The sequence below is a fragment of the Actinokineospora spheciospongiae genome (genome assembly GCF_000564855.1).
Lineage (GTDB): Bacteria > Actinomycetota > Actinomycetes > Mycobacteriales > Pseudonocardiaceae > Actinokineospora > Actinokineospora spheciospongiae.
This window is the reverse complement of the sequence record NZ_AYXG01000143.1, coordinates 1-5,951: the sequence shown is the minus strand read 5'-3', so window position 1 is coordinate 5,951 and position 5,951 is coordinate 1. Positions and strand designations below refer to the sequence as shown.

Annotated in this window: 6 protein-coding genes; 5 read left to right on the top strand and 1 reads right to left on the bottom strand. The window is 72.1% G+C overall.

What is annotated here, in order from left to right:
- Nucleotides 1–186: 186 nt before the first annotated feature.
- From UO65_RS19100 to UO65_RS19085, 4 genes are all read left to right on the top strand, one after another.
- Nucleotides 187–1,644, top strand: a complete 1,458-nt coding sequence (locus UO65_RS19100) for an aminotransferase class I/II-fold pyridoxal phosphate-dependent enzyme (protein ID WP_035284543.1) — start codon at nucleotides 187–189, stop codon at nucleotides 1,642–1,644.
- A gap of 63 nt (nucleotides 1,645–1,707) precedes the next feature.
- Complete coding sequence (locus UO65_RS19095) at nucleotides 1,708–2,499, top strand: SDR family NAD(P)-dependent oxidoreductase (protein ID WP_035284540.1); 792 nt, start codon at nucleotides 1,708–1,710, stop codon at nucleotides 2,497–2,499.
- A 73-nt stretch (nucleotides 2,500–2,572) separates the two neighbouring features.
- Nucleotides 2,573–3,589 carry an NAD-dependent epimerase/dehydratase family protein gene (locus UO65_RS19090; protein WP_035284539.1) on the top strand — a complete coding sequence of 339 codons (1,017 nt, stop codon included), beginning with the start codon at nucleotides 2,573–2,575 and terminating at the stop codon, nucleotides 3,587–3,589.
- Between the two features lie 71 nt (nucleotides 3,590–3,660).
- Nucleotides 3,661–4,116, top strand: a complete 456-nt coding sequence (locus UO65_RS19085) for a DUF4383 domain-containing protein (protein WP_035284548.1) — start codon at nucleotides 3,661–3,663, stop codon at nucleotides 4,114–4,116.
- Nucleotides 4,117–4,134: 18 nt separating this feature from the next.
- On the opposite strand, the gene UO65_RS19080 is transcribed toward UO65_RS19085, so the two are convergent.
- Nucleotides 4,135–4,488 carry an STAS domain-containing protein gene (locus tag UO65_RS19080; RefSeq protein ID WP_052021360.1) on the bottom strand — a complete coding sequence of 118 codons (354 nt, stop codon included), beginning with the start codon at nucleotides 4,486–4,488 and terminating at the stop codon, nucleotides 4,135–4,137.
- 317 nt (nucleotides 4,489–4,805) lie between these two features.
- Here UO65_RS19080 and UO65_RS19075 point away from each other — a divergent pair, with 317 nt between their 5' ends.
- Nucleotides 4,806–5,810 (top strand): alpha/beta fold hydrolase, encoded by a 1,005-nt coding sequence (locus UO65_RS19075; RefSeq protein ID WP_084175874.1) that lies wholly within the window; start codon nucleotides 4,806–4,808, stop codon nucleotides 5,808–5,810.
- Nucleotides 5,811–5,951 lie beyond the last annotated feature (141 nt).

Sequence of the window (5,951 nt, the reverse complement as noted above, 5' to 3'; positions counted from 1 at the left end):
GTATCACCGTCGGCCCCCGCTGCTTTGTGCTCGCACCACATCGTGTACAGCCGGATTTGTGCATGAGTTCCATTGCCCGCGGACAATTCCGCGTCGGACAGTCTTGTTCGGCCTGCCCGACTCCACTGTGGAGAAGGTGGCCTGGACCGGGGTTTGGCACCCTGAGCCGCGTGGCATACGTCCGGCATGGATCAATCGCGTGCTCCGGTGTTGCAGGCCTTGGCCGATTACTCGCGGAAGGACCGACTGGGGTACACCCCACCCGGGCACAAACAGGGACGGGGAGTGGACAGTCGGGCGCTCGACGTCATGGGGGCGGACGTGTTCCGCTCGGACGTGCTGATGATGAGCGGGCTGGACGACCGCGCCATGGGCGGCGGCGTGCTCAGCGAGGCCGAGCGGTTGATGGCGGAGGCGGTGGACGCCGACCACGCCTTCTTCTCCACCTGCGGCAGTTCGCTGTCGGTCAAGACGTGCATCATCACCGTCGCCCGGCCGGGGCAGAAGCTGCTGGTGTCGCGCAACGCGCACAAGTCCGTCGTGGCCGGACTGATCATCAGCGGGGTCGAGCCGGTGTGGGTGCACCCCCGCTGGGATGCGCACTGGCAATGGGCCTACCCGCCCGGCCCGGACGAGGTGGCCGAGGGTTTCTCCCGCGCCCCGGACGCGATGGGGATGCTGCTGATCACCCCGACCGACTACGGGACCTGCGCGGCGATCAAGGCCACCGCGGACGTGTGCCACGAGCACGGCAAGCCGCTGATCGTGGACGAGGCGTGGGGCGCGCACCTGCCGTTCCACCCCGACCTGCCGTCCTGGGCGATGGACGCGGGCGCGGACCTGTGCGTGACCAGCGTGCACAAGATGGGCGCGGGTCTGGAGCAGAGTTCGGTCTACCAGCTCCAGGGTGACCTGGTGGACCCGCGGGTGCTCAGCATGCGGGCGGACCTGCTCGACACCACGAGCCCGTCGTGCCTGGTGTACGCCGCGCTGGACGGGTGGCGGCGGCAGATGGTCGAGCACGGGCACGGGTTGCTGGACCGGGCGCTGCGGCTCAACGCCGACATCCGGCAGCGGCTGGGCGCGTTGGTCACGGTCGTGGGCCGCGACGACGTGGTGGGTCCCGGCCGGGCCGACGACCACGACCCGTCCAAGGTCGTGATGGACCTGTCGGACTGCGGGGTGTCCGGCTACACCGCCGCTGACTGGCTCCGCGAGCACCACCACGTCGACGTGGGCCTGGCCGACCACCGCCGGGTGGCCGCCCAGATCACCATCGCCGACGACGAGACCACCGCGGACCGCCTGGTCACCGCCATCGCCGACCTGGTCGCCCACCTCGACGACCTGCCAGCCGCCAAGCCGGTCGACATCCCCGACCCCGGCCAACTGGAGCTGGAGCAGGCCATGACCCCGCGCGAGGCGTTCTTCGCCGACGCCACCCACGTGCCCGCCCGCGAGGCCGTCGGCCGCGTCTGCGCCGAGACCATCAGCCCCTACCCGCCCGGCGTCCCGGCCGCCCTCCCCGGCGAGGTGATCACCCAGCCGGTGGTCGACTACCTGCTCAGCGGGCACGCGGCGGGCATGTTCCTGCCCGACCCGACCGATTCCGACCTCAGCACGATCCGGGTGGTCGAGCGCTGAGGCTGTCCGCGAACCCACAGCGGGCGCACGGTTGGTGCGCCCGCTGCTGGGTAGTTCGGAGGTATGGCTGAAGCAAACGTGCCCACACCGCTGGGCGTCGTCACCGGTGCCTCCAGCGGCATCGGCCTCGAACTCGCCCGGCAGTTCGCCGCGCACGACATCGAGGTCGTCCTGGTCGCGGAAGACGCGGCCGTGCACACCGCCGCCGAGGGGCTGCCCCGCGCGCACGCGGTCCAACTCGACCTGACCCGGCCGGAGGCCGTCGACGAACTGGTCCGGCGGGTCGTCGAGATCGGCGAGCCCACCGCGCTGGCGATCAACGCGGGCACCGCCATCGGCGGGGCGTTCGTGCACGACACCTCCATGGCCGACCAGCTCGCGGGGGTCGACCTGAACGTCCGCTCCGCGGTCCAGCTCGCCAAGGCGCTGCTGCCGGGCATGGTGGACCGCGGGCACGGGCGGGTCCTGTTCACCTCGTCGGTCATCTCGGTGACCCCCGGCCCCTACCAGGCGGTGTACAACGCGTCCAAGGCGTTCCTCAAGACCTTCGCGGGGGCGATCCGCACCGAGCTGAAGGACACCGGGGTCACCGTGACCACGCTGATGCCCGGCCCCACCGACACCAACTTCTTCGCCCAGGCGGACATGCTGACCACGCGGCTGGCCACGTCCGTGCCCAAGGACGACCCGGCGAAGGTCGCCGCCCAGGCGTTCGAGGCCATGATGTCCGGCCGGGCGAGGGTCATCGGCGGGTCCCCGCTGAACCGCCTCGCCTACCTCAGCGCGCTGCTCGTCCCCGATCGGGTGATGTCGGGCCTGCACACCTGGCTGTCCAAGCCGCGCCCCACGGCGTGACCGGGTCGCCCGAGTCCACATCGGACTCGCAGATCCCCCGTTTGCGCCGCGGCGGGGCGGGTACCGCTGGCCCATGCGCATAGTCGTCGTGGGTGGCAGTGGGAACGTCGGCACCGCGGTCCTGCGGGCCGCACTGGCGGCCGGGCACGAGGTGGCCGGGGTGTCCCGCCGGGGACCGGCCCGCGGCGGCCCGTACGACGCGGTGACCTGGCACTCCCTGGACCTGACCTCGGCCTCGGCACCCGACGTGCTGACCGAGGTCGTGCGCGGCGCGGACGCGGTCGTGCACGCGGCGTGGGCCATCCAGCCCTCGCACGACCGGGAGTACCTGCGCGACGTCAACGTCCAGGGCAGCCGGACCGTCGCCGAGGCCGTCGCGGCGGCCGGGGTGCCCCGGCTGGTGTACCTGTCCTCCGTGGGCACCTACGCGCCGCGGGTGTCGCTCGAACCGGTCGACGAGAGCTGGCCCGCCACGGGTGTGCCGACCTCGATGTACAGCGAGGACAAGGCCGCGGTGGAGGCGCTGCTCGACCGGTTCGAGGCCGCCAACCCCGCTGTCGCGGTGACCCGGCTGCGCCCGGGGCTGGTGCTGCAACGCGACGCCGCCGCCGAGATCCGCCGCTACTTCATCGGCGCCCTGGTGCCCCGACCGCTGTGGGGCCTGGCCCGGCGCGGCAACCTGCCGGTGCTGCCGCTGCCCGCCGGGTTGGCGCTGCAGTTCGTGCACGCCGACGACGTGGCCACCGCCGCTGTCACCGCCGCCGAGCGGGGCGTGCGGGGCGCGGTCAATCTAGCCGCCGAACCCGCCGTGGACGCGCTGGACCTGGCCGACATCACCGGCGGCCGGGTGGTGCGGGTGCCCGCCAAGGTCGTCCGGGCGGCGGTGGACCTGGCGTGGCGGGCCCGGGTGCTGCCCACCTCCCCGGGCTGGCTCGACCTGGCCCTGTCCATCCCGCTGATGCGCGCCGACCGCGCCGCCGCCGAACTGGACTGGCACCCCGTGCACGGCGCGGCCGCCACGGTCACCGAACTGCTGGGCGGGTTGTCCGAGGGCCGTGGCGTTCCCGCCAGCCCGGCTCTGCACCCCTGACATCCCGCGCTTGGGGGAGCCGCGGGTTGGGAACCCCCGCGGAACAGGAACTCTCGACGATGGAGGCGCGGATGTCCTCGACGACGAACAGCGGTACGGCCTCGCGTACACCGGTGCAACTGGTGGCCGTGGTCGTGTCAGTGGTGTTCCTGCTGGTGGGGGTGCTCGGGTTCATCCCCGGCATCACCACCGACTACGACCGGTTGACCTTCGCCGGGCACCACTCCATGGCGATGCTGCTCGGTGTCTTCGCCGTCTCCGTGCTGCACAACCTCGTGCACCTGGCCTTCGGAGTCGCCGGTCTCCTGTTGGCCCGCACCCCCGCGGGCGCCCGCGGGTACCTGATCGGCGGCGGCGCGGTGTACCTGGTGCTGTGGGTCTACGGCCTGGCCATCGACCACGGCAGCGCGGCGAACTTCGTGCCGGTGAACTCCGCCGACAACTGGCTGCACCTGGGCCTGGGTGTGGGCATGGCGGTCCTGGGCTTCGCCCTGCTCCCGCGCCAGCGCGACGTCATCCGCCCGTGACCCGCGCCCGTCGGGGTATCACCCGCCGGTGATCCCCGACGGGTCGGTGTGGACGTCCAGCGGCGCCATCAGGCTGGCCAGTTCCAGCAGGCGCAGCACCGGCCGGTTGTCGACCACCAGCACCCGCAGGGTGCAGCCGCGCTCAGCGCACCGGGCTTTGGCCTCCACCAGACCGGCCACCCCGACCGACCCCATGAACCCGACCTCGCTCAGGTCCACGACCACCGAGCACCCGGAGGCGGCGGAGCACTGCTCGAACAGGGATCGGTGGAAGCTGTCGCGGCTCGCCATGTCGATGTCGCCGCGCACCTTGAGCACGACCGTCTCCCCGGCGGTCTCCACCGCCTGCACTGACACCACCGTCTCGGCCATGCGGACCTCCAGTCCTCACTCCCGGCGGATCGAAGGCAGTGGCACCATGGTGGTCGCGTCCCCCGGGGTCCGCAACCGCACCTGCCCGCCGGGTCACCGGCGAATGCACCCGGACACGGGCCGTCCGGACCACCGGCGCGCCGCGTAGCGACGGCAGGCCACTTGCCTATCCCGATACCCCGGCCGGTGCGCTGTTCCCCCAGGTGGGCGGCGGTGCGCTCGACCTTGTGGCGGTCGACGCCCGCTCGCCAGGCGTGATCGTCGGCGATTCGGGGTAACCCGGAAGCGTGGTTGTCGACGTGTGGAGGGCTGCCGACATGGCTGGTCGTGACGAGGTTCCCGCCGATCCGGAGGTCCGGGCCGTCCCGGTCATCACCGACGAGGTCGCCGACGGCGTGGCCCGGTGCGAAGACGCGGACGACGGCGTGACCGAGTGCGAGGCCGTGCTGCACGGCCGCACCTTCAGCTACCTCCGGGCGGGCACCGGCGGACCCACGGTGGTCCTGCTGCACGGCCTGGCGGGCGACTCGGAGACGTGGCGGCCGGTCCTGCCGCTGCTGGCCGAGCACGCCACCGTGATCGCCCCCGACCTGCTGGGCCACGGCCGGTCCGCGAAACCGCGCAGCGGGGACTACTCCGTCGGCTCGTACGCTGCGGGCCTGCGCGACCTCTTGGTCGCCCTCGACCTGGACCGGGCCACCATCATCGGGCACTCCTTCGGCGGCGGGGTGGCCATGCAGTTCGCCTACCAGTTCCCCGAGGCGACCGAGCGGCTGGTGCTCGTCGCCAGCGGCGGGCTGGGCCACGAGGTGACCCCGGCGCTGCGGGCGGCCACCATCCCCGGCAGCGTCCTGACACTGCGGCTGATCACCGCCCTCACCCCCAAGTGGGTGGGCAACCTGGTGCACCGGGTGCTGCGCGCCGTCCCGCCGATCGCGGGCAACGACCTGGAGGAGGTCGCCAGGGCGGTCACCTCCCTAGCCGACCACGGCGCGCGCTCCGCCTTCGTGCACACCGCCAGGTCCGCGCTCGACATCGGCGGCCAGCGCTTGGACGCCACCGAGAAGCTCTACCTGACCGAGCACATCCCGCTGCTGCTGATCACCGGCGACGCGGACGTGTGCATCCCGGCGCAGCACAGCATCGACGCGCACGAACAGGTGGACAACAGCAGGCTGTCGGTGTTCGAGGGGAGCGGGCACTTCCCGCACCTGGACGATCCGGAGCGCTTCGCGGGTGAGGTCGCGGCTTTCCTGCGGGAAACTGTTGCCGCCACTGATGGGCGTGAGCACCTTCGTGCCCACCTGGTCGAGGCTGGTTAGGTCCTCGTGGCTTGCCTTTGAAATCCGCAAAGCTGTGTGGTGCCTGGGCGGTGGCTGTGCTCGGCCGTGCCTTTGCGAGTCCGGGTTGTTTGTCGTGGGTGCCCGGCTGGGTGGATGTGTTTGGCCGGGGCCCCTATGGCG

Excerpts from the sequence above, each read along its gene's own strand:
- UO65_RS19085 (WP_035284548.1), top strand. The coding sequence starts at position 3,661 with ATGTCCTCGACGACGAACAGCGGTACGGCCTCGCGTACACCGGTGCAA.
- UO65_RS19090 (WP_035284539.1), top strand. The coding sequence starts at position 2,573 with ATGCGCATAGTCGTCGTGGGTGGCAGTGGGAACGTCGGCACCGCGGTC.
- UO65_RS19080 (WP_052021360.1), bottom strand. The coding sequence starts at position 4,488 with ATGGCCGAGACGGTGGTGTCAGTGCAGGCGGTGGAGACCGCCGGGGAG.
- UO65_RS19100 (WP_035284543.1), top strand. The coding sequence starts at position 187 with ATGGATCAATCGCGTGCTCCGGTGTTGCAGGCCTTGGCCGATTACTCG.
- UO65_RS19095 (WP_035284540.1), top strand. The coding sequence starts at position 1,708 with ATGGCTGAAGCAAACGTGCCCACACCGCTGGGCGTCGTCACCGGTGCC.
- UO65_RS19075 (WP_084175874.1), top strand. The coding sequence starts at position 4,806 with ATGGCTGGTCGTGACGAGGTTCCCGCCGATCCGGAGGTCCGGGCCGTC.